A 20,288-nucleotide genomic window follows, 5' to 3' on the forward strand; every position below is an offset into this window, starting at 1 on the left:
CCTTATTTTTTGTCGGTATTAGCCGCGTCGTCCGTTGCCTTATCCGCCGGCGGCTTCAGTTCAGCGGCGGCCTTTTTCTGGCTTTTGCCAGCAGCGGGAATTTTGGCGACCGCCTCATCAGGTTGGCCGTCGTCCAACATGTTCATGCTCATTGCATCACCCCACTGGTTCAGTTCCGACAAAGAATCCACGTCCGACGCAAAGCGCGTCAGCTGGGCATGATCCTTAAAAGTGACCTCAACCGCATTGTCTGGCACGCTGAAATTCGGCTTCAGCTCAGCCCGAACGTCGGGAAACACCAGATGGCGTGGTGTGTGATTCGTAAGTCGTAAGGCGAGAGGAAATTCGGCTTTGCCAAATGCGTCCTCGACCAGTGCATTGACGCTCTTCCCCGTCAGGGAAGAAGCGCCCAAATGTAGTATTTCTGCCATTTGTGCTGCTCCTTCGGTGTAGGGGGATTAGTCGAGATTGATTACGTCGATGACGGCGCATCCCATCGCGGACGGCAGATGCGGATTGACCGCTGTGAAGTTACGCGCATAGAAACCCTGCTTGTAGCGCTGGTCTTCGTCGGCGTTCATATTGATTAACATGGGGGCCACGGCGTCGCCGAGGACAAACGGATTGCGCGCGACCTGGGTCGAGCGACCGATGCAGATAATCCGCGAGGTTTTATGATCGACATCCACGATGCGTGGTGAGTAATACACCTCGTACAGGCCAAACAAGCGACCGACGCGATAGATGCCAGGGCGCGCGGTCACGCCGGATGGCGTAAACAGCGTGCTGGGCAAGCCCAGGAGCATCGCGGCCATCTTCTTGGAAACGTACAAATGGGTGATGCCGTGATCCATGGTGTCTTCAGCCATCTGCTGGCTGGCCGCACCGAGGATGCACGAGCCGTCCTGCCAGATCTGCGCCCGGGTCTTTTCCAGGCCTTGCGTGTCCCACTTGAAATCCCAGACCATGGCATTGTTGGCGCCGATGCGGGCGGCCTTCTCCAGTACCTGGTAATGCCGCTCGTTGGCAAATTGGTTACGAATGGCCAGCATGGATTCGCCCATGGGATTCAAGCCGATTTCATTGGCCATCTGCGTTTGACTATCGGTCGACACAAAGGCGTTGGCCTTCCAGGGCGAAGCACGCAAGATAAAGCGCGTCGCGATGGTATTGACGATCGGGATAATGCCCTTGTTGTTCTCGAAATCGATCACCGCTTCAGCGATCACCGGCGTATTCGCCGGCAAGGCCGGTACAGTCGTCACTTTCACAGCGCCCGTATCCGAATTCATCGAACCGGACACAGTGAACAACGTACCGCCCAGGCGGACATAGCCGCTAATCGGCGATGCCGAAGCCGGCGCGTCGGCACTGGTTTCTTTCGCCACAGGCAAGCCGTTGATGTAGATGATAGTGCGGCCTTTGAGCAGCTTGGCCGATGGTGCATCCTGATCGCAGGTATCTGCCGTCAGTTGAATCGGCGTGACCTTGCCGCCAAAGTCGTCACCGGTGCGCTTCAGCAAATGGGTACGTTGTGCCGAGGTATAGGCCCGACCGCTCAGGACACCGTCCATCAGGTCGCCAGCGCCATAGTGGCCGAAGGTGCTGCCGGCTTCATGAGAGACAATCACCAGCGGCGCTTCATTGGAGCCGATATCAGCGGGCAAATAGTTCGCGACCGGGATAGCCTCGGCCATGGCGGCCGTAATCGAGATCACGGCGCGGTTCTGCTGCAGGGACATCGGATCGTGCGCTAGGTTGGACGCCGAGTCGAGCTTGTATTTGGAACGCGCGCTTTCCGATGTCGCATAGGCTTGGTGAATCGCCCATTGCAACACGTCGGCGGTCGGCTCGACGCCGTGTTCGGCCTCGTAGAAGGCAGCACCATCCAGAATCGCACCAGCGATGCCGGTACGGCCATCGCCCGATTCATCAAAGAGAATCTGCAAATCCTCTGGGACCTCGACACCGGTAATTGATGCGGATAGGCTCTGCGCATCGGCAATGAATGCACCGGCGCTGGCAGAATCAAACACGCCGGTGCTGCTGACCGCCGTTTCTTTCAACTTCGTGTAAAACGTACTGACTCTTTCTGTTTTTGCGTTGTTATATTCCGCATGTTGCTTTGGCATGTGTCACCCTCATCGTAATTAAGATTTGCCCCAATGTCGGCGCAGGTGAAGTACCCACGCGGTATGTGCAAGTCCATTATTACGCGGTGATGAATAGGTATTTTTGGCGGTTTTCCATCTTCGCGGGATTTAGGCTAATGCCGCAATTTCCTCCGTGATGGCAGCAATGGCGACATCGAGTGCCGCCGATTTTTCTTGTAGCGCGATCTCCATTTTTGGCGCCGCCGTCCGTATGCTGTCCGGCAATTGGATACGCACCTTCGCCATGGCGGCCTGGAATTTCAAGCGACCAGCATCCATCATTCCGACCATCTCGCCAATGGCCGCCACCTGATCGTCCTGATACTTGAGCGGTACAACCTTCCCGTTCAGTTTCACTTGAAAAATATCCCCCGATTGTTTAATGGAAAACGTCACCACCTGGCTATCGGCGAACGTCAGCACCATTTCTCGATACGACACACCGGATGAGCGCTTGATATTGGGAGAGATGTCGCCCTGGACAATATGGGAACCTGCGCGGGCGAAATACCGCACGACTGCCCGGGTTGCCGCGTCTTTCTTACTACCCATGTCGTCAAAACTGAAAATGAGATTCTTTGCCATACCGTTCCTCGTCATTGTTGTTTATGCTTTTGCCCGGCCGGTAGGTGGGCCGTCGTGTTCATCGTGATGGTGCGATTCCACCCCGATGCCGTTGCTGACAATCTCGCCACCGGTATTCTCGATGCCACCTTGAATTTGTGCTCCTGGCCCACCACTGCCATTAGATCCCGCCAGCCCTGCCTGATAGGTAAGCAAGCCGACAGAAGTCACCTTCTCGGAAAATGTCGCCTGCGGCGTCTTCACGTCGACCATTTCACTAGCATTGATCTCGTAGCGCGCGCAATTGACGCGGAATATCCCGTCCGCGGTCAACTCAATGTTGGCGTGATGCCAGCGCCGCCAGTCAATCGCGTTGCCGGCCCTAGCATTACGAAAGCCAGTAATGATCGGATAGCGCGGATCGCCACCCTCGAATGCCAGCCACACCAGATCACCGGGTAGGATCTCAATCTCGGTAGCATGACTGGCCGCACGGCTCTTGTCGCCAATCGGATACTCGATCTCAGCCAACGGCAGCACATCGGCGCCATCTGTCAGGCCAGGGATTTCGACACGGCATTCGCGCGAGGCTGCCAGGTAGGATCGGACAATGCCGGGAAGTCGGGAAGGCAGCATAGTTATTCCTCCAGCGTGCCAAGCCAGAACTTGGAATACAGGCGACTATCACCGCCGTCCGATCCGCTCTCGAAGGCATGTGCGGCGGTGATGATGGCGTAGTTGATGCGCTCTATCTGGATCACCTTGCCGGCATTAATGATCGGCAGATAGTCGGATTTCAAGATTTTTTTCTGAATTATGGCGCGCGTCATGTTCCACAGCATGCGGGCATCTGTCCTTGGCTGATAGCCAATAGCGCGCACTTTGGCGCGATTGCCATAGACAAATGCGCCGGCGGCATCAATCGAAAAGAAAGACGGCACTTCATGGCGCTCCATGAAGCCGCTATCGATATTCTCAGTCGTATCCTGCTCCAGGCACAATATCGGCTCTTGCTTAAAAATATCCTGCAGGCGAATGAACGTGACTTCACGGCCATCGGTATAAATCGCGCCGCCCTCTTCCTGCAGCACCTTGGCAACTTCGTAGCTCGGCACGCCACCGGCATAACATGCAAAGCGCGCAATCGGATAATCGGCATTAATTTTGACGCGCGCGCCGCACGCGCCATAGATACTCCCTAGTGTCGCCCCTTCCTTAATCACAGCGGTCTTGCGGCGGAACGCGATCTTGTGGCAGGGCTCAAACAGCGCCACAATGTGTAAAGCGGCCATCTGGTCGCTACCTTGAACATTGGCCGACACCTTGCTGCGCTGAACCTGGACGACGCGAAACACGTACCCTTCACTGGCTACGCTGATAGTTTCACCTTGCGTGAGCCCCGCGACCGTTGCATCGGTCGCTCTGACGACCGCTTCCAGTGTCATCGGCACCGGCGCCAGATCGGAATGCAGGCAAGCGCTCAGCAACAGATCACCGTGCAGCACCGTGCCGGAGGACAAAATCAGTTGCATGCGCTAAACCGTCACAACAGGCATGCAGAACATCAAGCGCTGGACATCCGTCTCCTTTTGGACGATATCCTGAGCGATCTCGGACGCCGAGCGTCCGTAGACGTCCACGCCGAGCGAGCGCGAGGCTTCCAGATAGACGGCGTTTTCTCGCTCGACGTAGAGCATGAACAGCGGGCGCACAATCGCCCATTCACTCTGCGTCAGCGGCGTGTCGATTTCGACAAAGTCGCTCGTCGGATACAAGCTGTCCGGAACAGGAAAACGTGGATACGACAACGAAGCCCCCCAGGGATCATGCATCTCAGGCGGCATCGCTGCTACAGGAGCCGCCGGCAGCAAAGCATCAAACGCTCCGTAGCCACCGCAATACCTGGCGGCGGCCAGCGCCTGGGCGAGCACCGTTTCTTCCTCCAGCACGATACCCACCGGGCGTTCCTTTACCAGAAAGAGCAAGGCCAGCGCTTTCAGTGTTTTAGAAAACTCCGCCATGATGCTTAAATGTTGCCTGGAATTTCTTCGTTGAAATAGTGGAAAAACAGCGTTCCCGAGATATTGAGTACCTGAGAACGGTTTTCCCAATCACGATCCGGGTTATCCAGTTGGATGAAGCAATCGTAAATCGGCTTGGCGACAGAGAACTGCGACGGTGTACCTTCGTACACCTTGGCATTGAACTTGCCGCCGGTACGGATCAGGTTCAGCATCATTTTGGAGACGTGGCCGGCCTTGGTCTCCATCAAGGTGATTTGGCCTTGTTGGTTGATCTTGACCTGTTGCGCTTCCCACTTGGCCGCGCCAAGTGGCATGGGAATTTCAATTTCGCCGGCGCTGGACAACTCGGGCCACGGAAACTGCTTGGTCAGTAGCCACATTTGCTCGAAGCCTTCAATTTCAAAGGCAGCATCGCTGGAGATAGCTTTGTCACCCATCGCCCGGGTGGTGTTATACAAGCTCTGCAGGTAAGCGGGATTGGATACGGTCATGGTGCCCTCATGCGGGTAAGTTAGATGATGCGCCTAACTTTACCGGCTCATGACGACCTTAAATTGGAATGTTTTCCATGCCAAAACTAGTACCGGAGGAAATCACAATCTTTAACGTTTTCGACCCGTAATATGCTTTTTTCTAACGTTCTTTTGGGCTACTCTTATTGCGTAATTTGACGACAACCAATTTAAAAAGGAACAACATGGGTCTTATCGTTTGGTTGATAGTTGGCGCGATCGCCGGATGGCTGGCGGGAGTTGTAGTGAAAGGTGGCGGCTTCGGTGTGTTGATCGATATCATCGTTGGTATCGTCGGCGCATTTATTGGCGGCTGGTTAGCTGGCGTACTAGGCATTCATATCGGCAGCGGTATTATCGGATCAATCATCACTGCTACCGTAGGAGCAATTATCTTGTTGTTCATTCTGCGGCTTATTAAGCGCGCTTGAATTAGTGACGAAGTTGAAGTCTGATTTTTTTCAAAAACCCGCTTGACTGCGGGTTTTCTGATTTGAGCAAATCGATTATTTGTCGTCGTATCGAATTATCTGCTGCACTTTAACTGCTGATTCATAGCTGGCATCGACCGATGAACTGGCCCGCTCTTCCGCCGACATTTCGCTTCCTTCATCTAACTGACGACGCACCCAACTGACCTCACTTTGCGACAACTGGCGGACTTCGACTTGGGCGGTGCCGCTACGGATGAAATCCAACTGCTTCGCTGCAGCGTAGGAGACATCCAGAATTCGTTTGCTACGATACGGCCCGCGATCAGTCACCTTGAGCAACGCTACCTTGTTGTTGCGAACATTACGAACCAGCACCCAACTATGTAGTGGCAAATTAGGATGCGCAGCTGTCATCGAATACATATTGAAGCGTTCACCGTCCGCCGATTTTCGCCCATGAAATCCTGATCCATACCAAGAAGCCATACCACGCTGAACAACGGTGCCGAAACCAGGTCGCAAGCGCATATCCCCATCAAGATGAAGATTTTGGTTGGGCGTTACTGCTTGCATTTGGTTCAGGGACTGATCATTAGGTATATCAGGAGCTAATGGCGGCGTCGATTCGCTGGGGACAGAGGAATTGGGAATGATGTCCGAAGCAGGAGATGACTTGTCGACTCCCGGTATATCTTCCGACACCGACACTACATGTATGGAAGATTTGTCCGGAATCGTATCCGCCCCAGCTTGAGTAACCGCACAGACTGCTAAAAATAAGAAGATATAACTGGGGAGCAAAAGTGGCGACCAAAGCGAGCAAGCCCCTAGAGTGCCATCAAGAGGCTTGTCTGACATCATTTCTTCTTTTTATTCACGGTATCTTTGAACCCCTTGCCCGCTGCGAACTTCACCGTTTTGGCGGCTGCAATCTTAATCTCTTCGCCTGTCTGCGGGTTACGGCCAACGCGTGCGGCGCGCTTGCCTGAGGAAAATGAACCGAATCCGATCAGTTGCACCGTATCGCCTTTGGTCACTACCTTGACCACATGGTTAATTACCGATTCCAGTACGCGTTGCGCGCTGGCTTTCGAGATCTCTGCGTCCGCGGCAATGGCGTCGATCAATTCAGTTTTATTCATCGCGTTGTTTCCTTTAAAAAATTGTAAATGCGAGCGGCTTATGTTTTTAGAATCAGCGAACTGATTTGACGCACAGTCTATTGCAATGCGATAAAAGAGCGTTGATCAAAACGCATATTTTTCAATTGTTCACATTGTTGCGTCAACACATTCTCACTGCTCACGTTATTGGAGCATGTGGGAAATGCCTGCATATAAATTTCAAAGGATAGATACATCATGAAAAAGCTGATCTCCGCCGTCGCTATCGCAACTTTTGCCATCGGTACTGCATATGCGCAAATACCAGCTAAAGCTGACGTTAATGCCATGGCTAATGGTGCAGTCGATGCAGCTAAAACCTCTGCAACCACAACCGCGAAAACGGCAGCTACGAATGCCGCAAACAATGTAACGTCAGCGGCTGCCGCTAAAGTAGATGCCAAAACATCCTCCATCGGAGCCTTACCAGCGAGTGCTGGCGCCTTACCAGCAAATGTTCCTGCGCCTGCACAAAAGGCCGTAGTCAATGACAAACCAGTGAAGGCCCATTCGCATAAAAAGCATGCGAAGAAGCATCACAAGCAATCAACTACTGACACTGCGAAAAAAGCAGCATAACGATAAAAATTCCTCGATATAAAAAAAGGCCTTGCAGCGTTGCAAGGCCTTTTGCTACGTCACCAGTTGATTCTGAAGTCGTACACAGAACGAAAATGGCCAATCTAGATTTCATCCAGATCGGCCATTTTTCAGTAACTCTGTGGCTAACTCCCCGCTGACATACCTCCCGTCACCACATGAGCAATCTTCCGATCACGCAAATCTTGGCCAACGTCAAACTTCGGCGCCACGACCGTCACCGATGTGCTTGACGACCTGCCATTGAGCTGCGTCGCCGGCGATACTGACGCAATCTCGGGAATATCCGGTATCTTCGCAATAGTAGGCGCGGTCGGTATATTCGGGATGGCAGAGATATTCGGCACCGCTGGCGATTGCGGCGTCACCGCCAGCGATGGTAAAACACTCTTCACCTGCATCGCTCTCGCATCCTGCGCGAAGAATTCGCCCATGCGCATTTTGTTGCCCATGTTTTGATAAGCGGCACCAGCAGAGATCATCCCGTCACCGTAGAGGCTTTTGTTGTTTTTAATTACGGCCTCAATCCGCACGCGCTCGCTGTCAGTGACCTGCCGGCCAGCTATCAGCGCATCCCGCACAGTGGTTTCTGGATTATTTTTCACTGCTTTCAGGATGCGACCAGCATCACCGTCGCCGAGATTGTGATAAGCGTAGACGTTCGCCGCGTCGTCCATTCCGCCGAACTTCCTCCCCTTTTCAATATTCTCTCGGGTAAATTCAGCTAGCATACCAGCCTGAATTTTAGGATCGCTCCGGTATTTCTCCGCATCTTGTTTCGACAATTTCCCGGCATCATCAACGCCATACTTGCCACCATACTTATTGATCATATCGGTCCAAGTCCCGTCGAGAAACTGGCCGTAGCCGTGAGCGCTCGACAGCTTCTTGCCGTTTTTCTGGATCGGGACGGCGTCCTTATTGAAACCGCTCTCGAAATGTGCGATCTGCGCCACCACACCAGGATCAACACCAGCAGAACTCGCTCCGCCGACCAGATAATCCTTTGCAACCTGCCAGCGCTCATTGACCACACGGCCAATCGGTGTCGCCATCTTGGCAACACGTTCTTGCCCATAATTGGCAACAGCGCCAGCGGCGGCCGTCACTGGTTTGACGACATGCTGATCGACAGACTCCACAGCAGAGACAGCCGTATTCTTGACTGCCGTAACAGCATTGGCCACGTTCGCCTTGACATCGATGCCGGCTTTTTCTTTGGCGACCTCGTTAACAGCGTTTCCCGCCTGAACGGCGAGATCCTTCACCACATTGGCGACATTCCTGGCAATCTCAAATTTATCCTTAAAAAGGCCCGTAATCGCATCCCACCCGTCACTGAATTTCTGAACGCCAGCGCCCCAAGTTGCCGTGATCTTGTCGCCAATCTCTTTCCAGTCAAAGGTGGATAGCCATTCGCCGGTGACTTCACCCAGCTTGTCGCCGATGAACCCGCCGATCATCACACCAATCGGACCGCCAAAAGCCAGCCCTATACCGCCACCAATCAACGCACCGATGCCACTGCCGCCCCCCGCAAAGCGGCCTTTTCGATTTTCAGCCGGCGTTTTGTCCGGATCATCGTTCCCGAACATGCCGGCCAGCGCAGAACCGCCCGCCAGCAATGCGCTCAGCAATGGTAAGCGTCGGAACAAGCCCTTGCCGATCCCGAACAGTCCCTTCCCGAGCAAATTGCCCAACATTCCGAATCCCGGAATTTTTGGCGCCAAACGGCTCAACAATCCCCCTGAGCTGTTGCCGGCGGCGGCGGGCTTCTTTTCAATCGCCGCAAGCTTGCGCAGTTGCGCCTTACTGAACTCAGTCTCGTCTCGGCGTAATCCTCGTAACTCTGTCCAAAGTCGTTTGAACCAAATACCCTTCTTCTTTTCTTCCCCCTCACGGCCAAACATCTTGCCGAAGCCGCGTCCGACCGGCGTCACGATTGCGCTGAGCTCCTTGGCGGCAGCGATGGTCGGATCCACATCGGGCGTGCGCTCAATCGCATTCGATGCCATGGCGCCCATCGTGCCAATTTTTCCGGAAGCAGCCTTGCGGCTGCCAGTGCTTTCGCCCTTTTCCTTGTGGTCCCTCTGCTGACCTTGCCCGGCGCGCGGTACATTTGGTGTGGCTGTCCGCACGAACCTACCATTGGCGTCGCGGCTCACAGTTGCAGGAACGGCCGCCCGTAGCACCTCCTTGCTGACAACCGCCGTCTTCAGCAACGACGTCGGCTGCACGACCGTCCTGGAGGTTATCTGTACCATCTTGGCAACCGCGGCACTTTGACGGCGTGGTAACGCAAGAATTGGGGCCGTGCTGCTCTGAGTCGCTCGTTTAACGGCAGCAGCGCTTGAGGTCATCGCCTGGCGGATGCCACGCACGTCATCCTGAATCGCCGCCCATAATTTCAGCGCTTCGCCCCAATCAGCAGGATCGCCTACCAGGAAGCCAAAACGATCGGATTGAATTGTCATGTCAGGCTACCGGAAAGAAGGAATCGAACTGCGAGAACGTCATTTGAATTTCTTGCACCGTGTCGTCGCGCCGCGACAGGTCGTATTCAATGCTGGCCGGACGCATATATAGAACGCTCTCGTAGCCACCGCGATTGCTGGCTTCGGTAATGAACGAATGCAAAATGCGGATCTTGACCAGGTATTCGATGGGCACGCCGACACAGCCATCCCGCTTAGTCGCGGCGGCCGCCTTCGATTCAAACCATTTCTTGAGCGTGCCCACCGAATCGTCCATGGTGGTCAATCGCAGATCGACAGATTCCAGGCTATTCACCGAGTCGATTGAGGCCGATCCCACCCGTACCTTGTCGCCGGTAATCGTCCAGGGTGAATAATTTACCTCGGTCGCAAACAGATTGAACATGCTGGCGCCATCGCCGGCCGTCAGCTTCGATACCAAGGACTCCATGGTGGACGGCATCAGATCGGTGACTTCGACCAGAAATAGGTTTTTCTTGGCATACCTGGTTGCGGAACATTCGTCAAAAATCGCCTTGGCTTCCGCCGGTGTGATACCGCCTAATAGTGGCGCCGGCGTGGCCCAATACGCTGCCAACGCGGCCAGGCCGTCCACGCGCGGGAAATAATTCGCGAGTAGCCCCGAATCCAGGACAGAGAGCGCAGCGCCACCCAGATCACCACTCAGCAGCTTATTGCCGACACCCAAGCCCGTATTGATCAGCGCGCCCAAACGCGGCGGCAGATATTTCTTCGCCTGGCCGATGGCCGCAATGGCGCCGGCGCTCTTTGGCAAGGCGATGCTATTGGCCACGTTATCAAACAGCCCCAATATTGCTCTCCTCGGCAGCTTTAGCGACCATGGCCTTGGCATAGGCGGCGGCTTCATCTTCGTCTAGCAGCATTTGCTTCGCCAGGAACATGGCCACCGTCTTCTCATCCATCCCAATTTCTTTAATCTGGGACATGACCTGCGCCAGCATGGCCGCTGAATTCGCTGACTCCAGGCGCGTCCGCTGCTTCTCGGCTTCCATAGCAGAAATCGAACCATAGAAATTGATGTTCCAAGGGCGTTCTTCTTCCGAAAACACAATCCCGTAGCGGTGCATCGTGTGCAAATCAATGACGGAATTGAAGAAGTCGGACAGCGCGCCGCGAATGATGCGGGATTTTTCGGCCACCTGAGCGCTGACGCGGAAGAACCCGCCATCGCCCAAGCCGCCGGATAGTTGGTCGGCGAAGCCCAGCATCGACAGATCCACCCCCAGCGCGCCGCCCAGCAAGCGTGCGTGCATCATCACGTCCTCGATCGACAGTTCGCCGTTGCGGCCTGAATCGCCGACCAGCTGGGACAAATTCGTGAGCTGCTTGTCGCCGTGGTACGGCAGTACGGTAGTGAATTTCTCCAGAATCGGCTGACCATGTTCAATTGCCCACTGCGCACGCTGTTTAGCCTGCTTCAGCATGGTCATGACGCCATCGCCGAATTTCTTCTTCTGATCCGCCGTCATGCCATCGCCATTGAATCCCAGCACGCGCTCATCAATCGAATCGGCAAAGCGCTGACCAATCAGGCCAAGCAGTGACGCGTACAGGTGGTCGTAGGCCTCTTCCGCCTGGTGCAAGAAGGAGCCGCCCACCATCGACGGCAGAATCGGCAATTCATCCAGGTCATTTTCTGACAATGCCATTTTGATGACCTTGTCCTGCACCGCAAATTGCGGCACCCAGACCAGTCGCGGCATTTTTAGGCGCAGCAACTGCGTCGTATCCAGCCGCTCGATCGCCTTGGCGCCGGAATACACCATGTACCCGACAGTACGGTTGCCCTTCTCGTACGCTTGCACCATAGGCGGCCGGACAATCTCACCGAAATACAATTCACGGATACCGCTGCTATCGACGTAGGGCCGCGCGTAGCTGTCGCCGAAGGTCGCACCGTTATAGGCCATACAATGCGCCATTTGATTGAGCTTGGGCGTCAAGGCGGCGTCGATCTCATCAACCATCTTGGCGAGCTTGATATTTTTGATCGTCTCGGCTTTTTTCTCGATGAACACCGTATTGCCGGTCGTCTCATGGCCACCGAGTGCAGACGTGACGATCAGCGACAGCGCGCCGGACACAATGGGGTCGCCTTCCATGAACGACCATTTCTGATAAATCTGCGCACGCATGCGGGCGGCGCGACGGCCAGTACCTAAGAGAGATTGCGATGCCGTCGCGAAATCAAAGGCATAGGGATCATCTTTGCCCAGGTCGTCCACCTTCTCGACGTTCCCGGAAAACCATTTTTTTGCCGACGTGCCCATTTTGCCAAAGAGGCCGGGCGCATTCTTCTCAATATCTTTTGCCATATCCGCTCTGAATCGTCTGTATTCAGCATTGTCGGGCAAAAGATCAACACGACTATTCGGCGGTTTCCATCTCGGGGAAGGCATAAAGAACCATTTTAAGCATCATTTGATGCTATAATTGATTCACTTATTTACAAGGAGCACCCTATGCGTACCACAGTCAATCTGGATGATGCCCTTCTTGCCCGCGCGCAAACATTGTGCGGCTTAGAGGAACGCAATGCCCTATTGAAGGAAGCGCTGAACGCATTAATCCAGCGTGAAAGCGCACGTCGCCTGGCGCGTTTGGGCGGCAGCGAACCACAATTGCAGGAAATTGCACGTCGCAAAGGCGAGACGCAATGATTTTGGTCGATACATCCATCTGGATTGACCATTTGCGCGTCGGTAGCCCAGCACTCGCTGGACTATTAGAAATGGGAAGGGGTTATTGTCACCCCTTCGTCATCGGTGAACTCGCTTGCGGCAGCTTGGGCAATCGGAGTGAAATCTTAAATTTATTGCAATCGCTACCGCAATTACCCACCGCCACCAACGAGGAAACGTTGTTCTTCATCGAACAACACAAGCTCATGGGGCGTGGCATTGGGTATATCGATACGCACTTGCTAGCCAGCACAGCAATCCATGCTGGTCGCCTGTGGACCCGAGACAAGCGCCTCAAGGTCATCGCCGAAGAAATGGGTCTGGCGTTTGAGCCAGTGACGCATTAATTACAGGGGCGTCATCTCGACGCTCTCATCCATCAACACGTAAAACTCGCCATTACCGAACAGGTCGAACTGCCGCACTCCTTGGAATTGGGTGGCGTCGTACATTTCCGCAAATTCAAAGGCGGCCACGATCGTGATGTCGGCATCGAGCTCCCCTTTTTCATTCAAGCCGCAGTAGATGCTGGCGATCAGCGGATCAAGCTCACCAAAATACGCGTAGCCGCGGTCGATCAACGCCGCCTTCAATGCCCACCAGTACGGGCCGAAGCGCAGATAGTTTTGCGGTGCCGCGCCCACGATCTTGTTGGCAAGCCTGGCCATGAACTCGCTATGCGACTGACCTGGGTTGTTCTTTTCAAACTCGGCGCGATGGTCTGCCAGCTTGTCAGCCAGGTAGACCTGATCGGGTAAATAATTGACGAATTGCATATGTACTTCCTGTTAAGCGATAGAGATATTGTAGGTGCGGACCTGATCCGCATAGTCACGCAAGATCGCTTCGTAAACCTCCCGCGGCACCACCCAGGAATTGACCGGCGCGCTCTGTAGCTGCCTGGACGGCCACTTGCCTCGGAACATGGCCTTAAAGCCCATCGTCAGCGCAACCGATTTGATCGTATCCTTGAAAGCCATTGTATTCCCGATGATTGCCACGTACTTCTCCAACGGCAATGCAACTTCAGGAATGGTCGCGGCAGGCGTCTCGACCGCTGGCGTCGGTGCAGGCTGCGTGAGCGCCAGGGATTTACGACGATAAGCGGCATTCACGAATACCGAAAACGTCTCCCTGTAATGCGCGTTGATCGCTACGTCGTCCCAATCCAAGGCCGCATAATAGGACACGTAAGCCCGTTTGCACAACCACACCAATTCATCCGACGTGGTGGCCGCCTCTATCGCGGAAACCATGATGTCGTAGTCAATTGTGCCAATCGTACTGTTCACTGCCCTGACAAGCGCAGCAACCAAGTCCGCGTCATCTTCGTCATACAAAGCTTTCAGCGCCGCCGCGCTCACCTTCATCCCTCGTGCGATGCCGTACCGCACCAACATTTTGGTGGCTTTCTCTAAAGACGGTTTGCTGTAACGCTCAACAATGGCATCATCCGGCACCAGCACGCGGACGGCGCCATGCTGATCTGTGACGTATTCAACCTTCCCTTCCTGTTCGGCGACGATACGCTTGATCAGCGGCAAAGACTGGTCAGCCCCTTGTTTCAGCACGAGTGGAAACATCGGCTCCGGTAAAGCAACTTCGTCGGGAAGCGCGCTAATCCTCGGCCCCACCTTCAAGGCCGCCTTCACATCTGCATTTAACGCTGAGTACAAAAGCCCGATTGCAGCGGCATTCATGCCGCCTTGACCGCGCGCAATCATGCCGTCATCGACAGCCGCGGCCCGCAGCACCGTGGCACGATAAACGGCATTATCGGGGTGTTCCTGGGTAATGATATTGCCGCTAAAGACTATACTTTCATCCGCGCGCTGAACCTTCGCGGCTTCGGCGTCGATCGTCCGCACGCTACTCGTCTTGCCATCTTCGACTATCCACAGGCGATCCTTGCGATCAATCACGAAGTCCCCCGTACCGACGATCTGATTGCGAATAATCTTGGCCTCACCGATTTTGGCCTGTTCAATCCGGCCCAGCGACACGCCGGCATCAGCACAGAGGCTCAACGCCTTCGCTTCAGACTCGTCAGCAAGCACGCGCGCCGTCGTGGTCTCGGCATCCCAGTTTTGCGCAATTGGCGAATCGTCGATGACGGAGAATTGAAACGATGCATAAGAATTGCCGCCGGCAGAGCTGGCTACGCTATTCATAATGCCGTTGCGATTGATCCCCTTGACTACCTGCGATCCGCGCGCGGTCTCGACCCAGCTCGTTTGACCAAACGCTTCTTCCAGCGTCTTGAGGCGGCTGCCAGGGGTAATTGCGATACTGGCCTTGATCGGATTGGCGATTCGGTCATACACCGCCTGGGCCTTCGACAGCAGCTCTGCAGCGCGCGCGGTCTGCGCCGGGTCCTTGGCGTCGGCGTAGCGTGCATAACGGCCTTTCACCGCTGCCAGCTTCAGATAGGCCTCTGCGGCATCGGCCACTTGCTCACCCAGGTAGATGCCGACAGTCGGGTATCGCGCCACCACTTCCCGCTGCGCCATCATGGTCGACAGATTGGCCGTCAGCGCGTCTTTGGCGCTACGTTGCCGCTCCACCACCTCACGGCTGGCAATTTTTTCACGGACAGCGCGCATGCCCTCGGCGCTGCCGGCCGCTTCGGCCAGCAACTCCACATCCTGATTAGAAATGCCGCCGGCAATCTTGACGGAGTTACCCTTGCCGGACATCAGTTCGCCGATCCAATCCGCCTTCTTGCTGACGATGCCGCGCTTGTATTCATCGAAAGTGCCGTCGGCGTCGTAATGATAAATCGTCACGCTTTGCAGCTGATTTCCCTGGCGCACGCCGCGCCCGTTGCGCTGGTGCAGACTATCTGGCGTCCAGCCAACGGTCAGATGGTGGATTGCCTGCGTGCCCTTTTGCAGGTTGATGCCGACTTCGGCCTTCTTGTTGGCGATCACGATCGTAAAGCGGTTTTGCTCGCCTTCCGCATTGAAACCGTCCTGCACATCCTGCATCTGGCCTGCGTCCTTGATTGCCTCGGCATTGACGATGGCAATCGCACCAGACGAAATGCCGCAGCGCTTGCCCAGCATGATGCGTATCTTGTTATGCAGCGCCAGCATGTCACAAAACACCAACTGCTTCGCCTTGCCGCCCGCCTTGGGCGCGGCCTGCTCCTGCTGGAAGTTGACCAAGAACGCGGCTAGCTTGGGCGGGATCGTGACATCCAAATCCAATTTGAGGGCGGTCGCAATCTTGAGGAACACGTTTTGGGTAGACTGTGACTCGGTATCGATCACGATCTTGTCGCCATCGATCGTCGCCACAACGCGGACCGTCAGCACCTCGACATCGGCGCCATCGCCGTCACCGCCGCCTTTCTTGATCGTGCGCCTGACGACACTCTCGTCACTTTGCATCAAGGTAGGTCGATTTCGCTCTTCCGTCACCTTCTTGGCATTGAACTGATCGACAGCCTGCCGGGCGAGCTCCGCTTGCGATGCTGGGAACAAGTAGACCGAGGTTTGGCGCGCAGTTTCCGGATCCGCGATCAGCTTGCTGACCTTGTTGATAAAATTGAACGGGTGCGCGACCAGCTCCGGCGTTTCGCGGCTTTGTTTTAGGTAAGCAAACAATTCGTCCTGTTCATGCGGTGACACAGGCCTTTCGCGGACGAGGCGCGATGCCGTGCTGTATAGGCGCTGCATGTGCTTCAGCTCTTCCGTCATCGCTTCCGGCAGCTCGACCGCCGTGGGCTGTTCCTGCGCTTCCGGAATCGACAAGTCCACCTCTTTGGCCGTCTTGATATTGGCGATCTGCCCCAGCACGTCGCGCAGCAGCGCCGTGTTTTGCAAGCCACGGAAGACGCGCGACAGCCGCTCGGTCCCAGCCAGGGAGGTCGTTTCTTCTTCCGTAATGTCGCAGAATGCTTCCATAAAGGCATCTGCACCACGCACGCCGCCCATACGCCGGTTGACTTCCTGCTCACCCACCGCCAGCGTCAACATCGCGTAGATTTCCAGCGGGCTGTTGGTGATCGGCGTGGCCGTCAGCACCAGCACGCCGTCACCCAGCTTGCTTTTACCGCGCACATACCAAGTTTTAATTTGCGCATTGAGGCCACGGTCGGAGGTCACTGGCGCCGACAGGAACTTGGCGCCCTTGAAATCCACCGTGGTCTTGCTGTTCTTCATGGTGTGGCCTTCATCGAAGACCAGCGAATCCACGCCCATGTCTTCGAAGAACGGTACCGCCGCCGAACCCTTGCCGCCGGACTTCGTGACGCCGGCCAGCTTGCCTTCCTTGATGATTGAGGCGGCCTTGCTCTTCGTCTCATCGCCGTCATAGGAAGCGTCGTGCTGCTTCAAATGGCTTTCGTATTCTTCTAGTGTGGCTGTACGCATCGGAATCATGGCGAACGCCTCCAACGTCATAAAGATTTTACGGTGACGATTTTCCAGCACGATATTGAGGTCACGCGCGTAGTTACCGGAATTCAACTGGGTGGATCCATCGGTAGCCGTCTCCAGGCCGACAAACAGGCAATCCTCGGCCGAGGCGTAGCAGCTCTTGGTTTCCTTCTGCCAGTTGGTCAAGGTCGAGTTGGGGACAACAAAGAAGGTTTTCTTCTTCACGCCGATGCTCTGGATGTGCTGCACGGTCGTCAATGAGGTAAATGTTTTACCCAGGCCGACATCAAAACCCAAGATGCCGCCCATCCGCTTGGCATACCGGCGAATCGTGGCATTCTGGTAGCCATGCGGCTGAAATGCGGGATTCAAGCCGGGAATTTCCAGCGGCGTCGTATCGTCCACCTCGCGGAAGAACAGATTGTCAGGGCGCTCGAACTGGGACTTCAGGCTGGCCTGGATGCTGGTATTGGCTTTCGTCCAGGCGTCGAATTTCTGATTGGTCTGGGTAATGAGCTGTTTTAGGCGCTCGATGCGCACCGGCTCCAGGGTCGAATCGATGGCCTTGTCTTCCTGCTTGGTACGGGTGCTAAGGCCCCCGCTCTTGACGTATTCGGCGTAGCGCTTCAGATTGCGGAAGTCTTCATCCGCCATTTTACCCTTCGTGCCCTCGAAGCCGATCACCGGCCCATCCGCGCTGGACACGACGGCAAAGCCCGGATGCAAGTATTTGCGCAAGAATTCGGCCTTGCGCTCGATCTCGACAAACGGCGTCGCCAGGTTCATCGTCAACGCCGACACATCCGGTTTCACCAAACGCTCATCGGCGGCTTGCCGCTGGCGCACCAGCTTGTCGCGAATGGCGGGATCGCTCACCGCCTCGATTTCCGCCGCATTGCGCTTCAAGAAATCGGCATAGTTGCCGGCGTAATAATCTTCGGCGGACATGACGCTCTGGCCGTCCCGTGAAATACACCAGGCGTCGCCGCCCATCGGGTCGAAGTCGTTGCCCAATGCGTCTTTCAGGTGCGCCAGCGCGATAAAGCCGGCGTCGTCCGCATGCTCATACTTGACCCGCTCGTATTTCTGGGTTGGCGCCAGCTCGGCGACCGCCACTTCAGCCAAGGACGTGCCCATCCAGCGATTGCTGAAGGCACGGGTCTTGACGTTGTACCAAATGCCCAGGAGGGCTGCAGCATCGCGCAAGGCTTTCGGCATGCTAGATGGCACAGCCTTGACGCCCTTGACTTGACCTTTGATCGCATCCCCAAGTTGCGGGTAGACCTCAGCATAGCTAAACGGCTCTTCCGGCGCATGCTGATTGACGACATCCCGCAGTGCTAGCGCGGTTTTAAGGACATCGAACACTGCCGCCTGGTCGCTCAGATTGACCGCATTGTCGATGCCGACGACACAATCCTTGACCCACGCCGGCATACCCTGATAATCCGCCTTCTCGATCATGTAGGCATATAGACGGTTCGCGTCGCTCCATGTGGCGGCCTGGTTGACTGCGCGCAGTGGCGAATACAGACGATCGGCTATATCGATCATCTCGGCATCCGCCGGCGACTGTTTTACAGGCGTAAACACGCCATTCTGATAGACCATCGTGCAGCCGGCGACCGCAATCGCATCGCCTTCGCTATAGCTGATCGGCAGCGTCGGCGCGGCGTTCAAGCTGTCCCAATCGATGCGCGACTCGCCAAAACGCCGCAGCAACTTCGAGATGTTGCCGATGCTGTTGTCACTAATTACTTTCTCGACCTCGCCGAAGCGGCCCTTGTCCATGGTGGTTTCGCCCAGCATAAAACGCCGGCCAGTACCCTTAAAATAGCCGCCGGCCAGAAATTCGTCCCATAGAACGCCAGCCACATGCAACTTGTCGGGATCCTGCTGCTGTAATTCCTCGATCTTCTCGGCGGCCTCGCTGCTGTACTTGCGAAACACAATCACGTCCGTGGTCACATCGGCGCCCGTCGCATCGAACATCTTGTTCGGCAAGCGATATGCACCCATGAATTCGGCCTTCAGCGACGCCTTGTAACGCAGCTTCTGCTCATTGACGCTGCTGACGAAGGCTTTGCTGGTGATAAAGCAGGCCAAGCCGCGCGGGCGCAATTTCTCCAGGGAACGCAAGATAAAATAGGCTTCCAGCGATTCGCTTTGATAGCGCGGATCCTTGAGTTTCTCTTTACCGCGCGCGGCGTTGTCGCCAAACGGCACATTGGTGACGACGGCATCATAGATCTCGTCTGGCGTATTAGCGGCCACCGCTTCAAAGGCGCTGACGGTGACGTGATTGCGCGCGCTGCCATTGACCAGCTGATTGACGCGACCGGAGGTTGTATCCAGCTCCACCGCATCAATCACCGCATGTTGCGGCGAGGTTGCGCCGAAAATGCCAGTACCAGCGGCAGGATCAAGCACCTTGCCGCCCGTAAAACCCATGTCGGCCATCAAGGACCAGACACCCTCGGCCAGCGGCTTCGGGGTGTAATACTCGTATTGGCTCCCGGTCTTGCCGTCCGCGCCCGTCATGCCGCCACCATTGCCGGAATATCCGGCCAGGACGGTCTTTTGTTCCGCGCTCAATGCCTCGGCATCGATCTGACCGGCGTCAATCTGCTTGAGCAGCGCCATGGCGGCCTTGTTCTTCTTCTGACGCGCGGACGGCTTGATGTTCTCATCGAACTCAAAATAGGACGATGTGTCGATACTCGCCGCGGCGTCGGATAACTGCGCCCGCCCCAAGAGCGCCATAATTTCGCTCACGCGCGCAGCCAGCTTCAACATCGCAAGCTGATCCGCTACCTGGTCGCTGCCCTTGAGCTTGCTGTACTGCACCACAAGGCTGCCCAGCTCGGCGGTCAGGCGTAACGTAGCAAGCGAGCCGGCGTCATCCAGTTGCGCGCCTTCCACTAAACTCGGATCGGTCAGACCCTGGAGGTATTCTGGTACGTCGACGGCGCGCACCTCAATGGTCGACAGCTCGCCGCCGGATGCGTCCTGAACGGTGACAAATCCACTGCCATCGCGAAACGCATAGCTTGCGTATTCATAGGGAGCGTCTGCCGCTGGCGCATTGCGATATTGGATCTGCCGGCCGGAGATAAACTGGGTGACGAATTCGGCGTCCACGGGAACAACGCTACGCTGCCCCTCCCAGGCTTGCTGAAACGCCGTATCAAGAACCACAGGTACATCGGGAATTTCACTTGTTTCTATAGCACGTACAGTTAATACTTCGTTCATGGTG

The 20,288-nt window shown here is 55.6% G+C and carries 18 protein-coding genes; 4 read left to right on the plus strand and 14 right to left on the minus strand.

The window, feature by feature from the left end; translation table 11 throughout:
* Positions 1-2 precede the first annotated feature (2 nt).
* The 7 genes from KHU30_RS04370 to KHU30_RS04400 form a co-directional block, all read right to left on the minus strand.
* Positions 3-431, minus strand: a complete 429-nt coding sequence (locus KHU30_RS04370; protein ID WP_211441385.1) for a hypothetical protein — start codon at positions 429-431, stop codon at positions 3-5.
* 27 nt (positions 432-458) lie between these two features.
* Positions 459-2,132 (minus strand): hypothetical protein, encoded by a 1,674-nt coding sequence (locus KHU30_RS04375; RefSeq protein WP_211441386.1) that lies wholly within the window; start codon positions 2,130-2,132, stop codon positions 459-461.
* A gap of 129 nt (positions 2,133-2,261) precedes the next feature.
* Positions 2,262-2,738: a defense against restriction DarA-related protein gene (locus KHU30_RS04380; protein ID WP_211441387.1), complete on the minus strand. Its 477-nt coding sequence runs from the start codon at positions 2,736-2,738 to the stop codon at positions 2,262-2,264.
* A gap of 21 nt (positions 2,739-2,759) precedes the next feature.
* Positions 2,760-3,353, minus strand: a complete 594-nt coding sequence (locus tag KHU30_RS04385) for a hypothetical protein (protein WP_211441388.1) — start codon at positions 3,351-3,353, stop codon at positions 2,760-2,762.
* Positions 3,354-3,355: 2 nt separating this feature from the next.
* Positions 3,356-4,249 (minus strand): hypothetical protein, encoded by an 894-nt coding sequence (locus KHU30_RS04390; RefSeq protein WP_211441389.1) that lies wholly within the window; start codon positions 4,247-4,249, stop codon positions 3,356-3,358.
* Between the two features lie 3 nt (positions 4,250-4,252).
* Entirely contained in the window at positions 4,253-4,738 is a 486-nt protein-coding gene (locus KHU30_RS04395; protein ID WP_211441390.1) for a hypothetical protein, read from the minus strand.
* A 5-nt stretch (positions 4,739-4,743) separates the two neighbouring features.
* Positions 4,744-5,232: a hypothetical protein gene (locus KHU30_RS04400; RefSeq protein WP_144740598.1), complete on the minus strand. Its 489-nt coding sequence runs from the start codon at positions 5,230-5,232 to the stop codon at positions 4,744-4,746.
* A 206-nt stretch (positions 5,233-5,438) separates the two neighbouring features.
* Between KHU30_RS04400 and KHU30_RS04405 the strand changes: the two genes are divergently transcribed.
* Positions 5,439-5,684: a GlsB/YeaQ/YmgE family stress response membrane protein gene (locus tag KHU30_RS04405; protein WP_211441391.1), complete on the plus strand. Its 246-nt coding sequence runs from the start codon at positions 5,439-5,441 to the stop codon at positions 5,682-5,684.
* A 75-nt stretch (positions 5,685-5,759) separates the two neighbouring features.
* Here KHU30_RS04405 and KHU30_RS25080 read toward each other — a convergent pair whose 3' ends face one another.
* Complete coding sequence (locus KHU30_RS25080) at positions 5,760-6,548, minus strand: septal ring lytic transglycosylase RlpA family protein (RefSeq protein ID WP_230427181.1); 789 nt, start codon at positions 6,546-6,548, stop codon at positions 5,760-5,762.
* Entirely contained in the window at positions 6,545-6,829 is a 285-nt protein-coding gene (locus KHU30_RS04415) for an HU family DNA-binding protein (RefSeq protein ID WP_211441392.1), read from the minus strand. The genes KHU30_RS25080 and KHU30_RS04415 overlap by 4 nt, the downstream gene beginning before the upstream one ends.
* 219 nt (positions 6,830-7,048) lie before the next feature.
* On the opposite strand from KHU30_RS04415, the gene KHU30_RS04420 reads away from it, so the two are divergent.
* Entirely contained in the window at positions 7,049-7,429 is a 381-nt protein-coding gene (locus KHU30_RS04420) for a hypothetical protein (RefSeq protein ID WP_211441393.1), read from the plus strand.
* A 146-nt stretch (positions 7,430-7,575) separates the two neighbouring features.
* Here KHU30_RS04420 and KHU30_RS04425 read toward each other — a convergent pair whose 3' ends face one another.
* The 3 genes from KHU30_RS04425 to KHU30_RS04435 are packed head-to-tail and all read right to left on the minus strand — an operon-like array spanning position 7,576 to position 12,281.
* The gene (locus tag KHU30_RS04425; protein ID WP_211441394.1) at positions 7,576-9,924 is read right to left on the minus strand and encodes a lysozyme family protein; all 2,349 of its coding nucleotides are present in this window, start codon (positions 9,922-9,924) and stop codon (positions 7,576-7,578) included.
* A gap of 1 nt (position 9,925) precedes the next feature.
* Complete coding sequence (locus tag KHU30_RS04430) at positions 9,926-10,756, minus strand: hypothetical protein (protein ID WP_211441395.1); 831 nt, start codon at positions 10,754-10,756, stop codon at positions 9,926-9,928.
* Positions 10,743-12,281: a hypothetical protein gene (locus KHU30_RS04435; protein WP_211441396.1), complete on the minus strand. Its 1,539-nt coding sequence runs from the start codon at positions 12,279-12,281 to the stop codon at positions 10,743-10,745. Before KHU30_RS04435 ends, KHU30_RS04430 begins: the two co-directional genes overlap by 14 nt.
* 147 nt (positions 12,282-12,428) lie before the next feature.
* Between KHU30_RS04435 and KHU30_RS04440 the strand changes: the two genes are divergently transcribed.
* Entirely contained in the window at positions 12,429-12,626 is a 198-nt protein-coding gene (locus tag KHU30_RS04440) for a type II toxin-antitoxin system VapB family antitoxin (protein ID WP_211441397.1), read from the plus strand.
* Positions 12,623-12,994: a type II toxin-antitoxin system VapC family toxin gene (locus KHU30_RS04445; RefSeq protein ID WP_211441398.1), complete on the plus strand. Its 372-nt coding sequence runs from the start codon at positions 12,623-12,625 to the stop codon at positions 12,992-12,994. Before KHU30_RS04440 ends, KHU30_RS04445 begins: the two co-directional genes overlap by 4 nt.
* Here KHU30_RS04445 and KHU30_RS04450 read toward each other — a convergent pair whose 3' ends face one another.
* Both KHU30_RS04450 and KHU30_RS04455 read right to left on the minus strand, forming a co-directional pair.
* Entirely contained in the window at positions 12,995-13,423 is a 429-nt protein-coding gene (locus KHU30_RS04450) for a hypothetical protein (protein WP_211441399.1), read from the minus strand.
* Between the two features lie 12 nt (positions 13,424-13,435).
* Positions 13,436-20,284: an SNF2-related protein gene (locus KHU30_RS04455; RefSeq protein WP_211441400.1), complete on the minus strand. Its 6,849-nt coding sequence runs from the start codon at positions 20,282-20,284 to the stop codon at positions 13,436-13,438.
* Positions 20,285-20,288: the final 4 nt, after the last annotated feature.

The organism is Collimonas humicola, assembly GCF_018304945.1.
GTDB lineage: Bacteria > Pseudomonadota > Gammaproteobacteria > Burkholderiales > Burkholderiaceae_D > Collimonas > Collimonas humicola.

Coding starts and splice junctions, on each gene's coding strand:
- KHU30_RS04370 (WP_211441385.1), bottom strand. CDS start 431: ATGGCAGAAATACTACATTTGGGCGCTTCTTCCCTGACGGGGAAGAGC.
- KHU30_RS04375 (WP_211441386.1), bottom strand. CDS start 2,132: ATGCCAAAGCAACATGCGGAATATAACAACGCAAAAACAGAAAGAGTC.
- KHU30_RS04380 (WP_211441387.1), bottom strand. CDS start 2,738: ATGGCAAAGAATCTCATTTTCAGTTTTGACGACATGGGTAGTAAGAAA.
- KHU30_RS04385 (WP_211441388.1), bottom strand. CDS start 3,353: ATGCTGCCTTCCCGACTTCCCGGCATTGTCCGATCCTACCTGGCAGCC.
- KHU30_RS04390 (WP_211441389.1), bottom strand. CDS start 4,249: ATGCAACTGATTTTGTCCTCCGGCACGGTGCTGCACGGTGATCTGTTG.
- KHU30_RS04395 (WP_211441390.1), bottom strand. CDS start 4,738: ATGGCGGAGTTTTCTAAAACACTGAAAGCGCTGGCCTTGCTCTTTCTG.
- KHU30_RS04400 (WP_144740598.1), bottom strand. CDS start 5,232: ATGACCGTATCCAATCCCGCTTACCTGCAGAGCTTGTATAACACCACC.
- KHU30_RS04405 (WP_211441391.1), top strand. CDS start 5,439: ATGGGTCTTATCGTTTGGTTGATAGTTGGCGCGATCGCCGGATGGCTG.
- KHU30_RS25080 (WP_230427181.1), bottom strand. CDS start 6,548: ATGATGTCAGACAAGCCTCTTGATGGCACTCTAGGGGCTTGCTCGCTT.
- KHU30_RS04415 (WP_211441392.1), bottom strand. CDS start 6,829: ATGAATAAAACTGAATTGATCGACGCCATTGCCGCGGACGCAGAGATC.
- KHU30_RS04420 (WP_211441393.1), top strand. CDS start 7,049: ATGAAAAAGCTGATCTCCGCCGTCGCTATCGCAACTTTTGCCATCGGT.
- KHU30_RS04425 (WP_211441394.1), bottom strand. CDS start 9,924: ATGACAATTCAATCCGATCGTTTTGGCTTCCTGGTAGGCGATCCTGCT.
- KHU30_RS04435 (WP_211441396.1), bottom strand. CDS start 12,281: ATGGCAAAAGATATTGAGAAGAATGCGCCCGGCCTCTTTGGCAAAATG.
- KHU30_RS04440 (WP_211441397.1), top strand. CDS start 12,429: ATGCGTACCACAGTCAATCTGGATGATGCCCTTCTTGCCCGCGCGCAA.
- KHU30_RS04445 (WP_211441398.1), top strand. CDS start 12,623: ATGATTTTGGTCGATACATCCATCTGGATTGACCATTTGCGCGTCGGT.
- KHU30_RS04450 (WP_211441399.1), bottom strand. CDS start 13,423: ATGCAATTCGTCAATTATTTACCCGATCAGGTCTACCTGGCTGACAAG.
- KHU30_RS04455 (WP_211441400.1), bottom strand. CDS start 20,284: ATGAACGAAGTATTAACTGTACGTGCTATAGAAACAAGTGAAATTCCC.